Below are 612 nucleotides of genomic sequence, written 5' to 3'. Positions count from 1 at the left end.
TAACGCCGCATTAAGGTGTGAGCGGCGCTTGGCTATACTTGAGCGAAGCGAAACTGCCAAGCGTTGCGAATCACTCTTGAATGCTTTGTTATGTGCGTGCTAAACGGTAGCGCCTTACCGTACCCTCAATCTCATCTGTGTAGTTACCGAGGTATTCACCACCACAGTTTTCGATGACCTTTTGAGATGCGGGATTGTCAATTGAGCAAGTAACAATAACTGAATCAGTGACAACATGGTCTCGCACCCAAGAAAGCAGAAATGAGGCTACACCCTTACCACGAGCTGACGGTCTAGTTTCGTAGCCAATATGACCAATGACATTTTCTACGTTGGCATTAGTACCTTTGCGAACTCGGACTGCACCTAAAATTTCGGAGTTCGATACACAGTAGTAAGTTGTGCTAGGTAAATATCCCTTTGGTAACTCAGAGATTGCCTTTGAACGTTCGACCAAACCTGACAAATAAGCTGTCGGATCTTGCTCCACACCCGAATATTTTGGAATACCCGATTCTAGGCATTCTTTCGCATAACTCGCTAATATTGGGGCCAAATCAGGGTTGGCCTCTATCACTTCCATGTCAATTTTCCTCATAAGCACATAACGCC

1 protein-coding gene is annotated in these 612 nt (G+C 45.4%); it reads right to left on the bottom strand.

The window, feature by feature from the left end:
• Positions 1 to 88: 88 nt before the first annotated feature.
• Positions 89 to 583, bottom strand: a complete 495-nt coding sequence (locus R7R24_RS28305) for a GNAT family N-acetyltransferase (RefSeq protein WP_005377068.1) — start codon at positions 581 to 583, stop codon at positions 89 to 91.
• Positions 584 to 612 lie beyond the last annotated feature (29 nt).

This window comes from Vibrio sp. 704 (genome assembly GCF_033339295.1).
The sequence above is the reverse complement of the archived record's forward strand: the minus strand, read 5'-3'. Positions and strand labels throughout refer to the sequence as shown.

Coding starts and splice junctions, on each gene's coding strand:
- R7R24_RS28305 (WP_005377068.1), bottom strand. CDS start 583: ATGGAAGTGATAGAGGCCAACCCTGATTTGGCCCCAATATTAGCGAGT.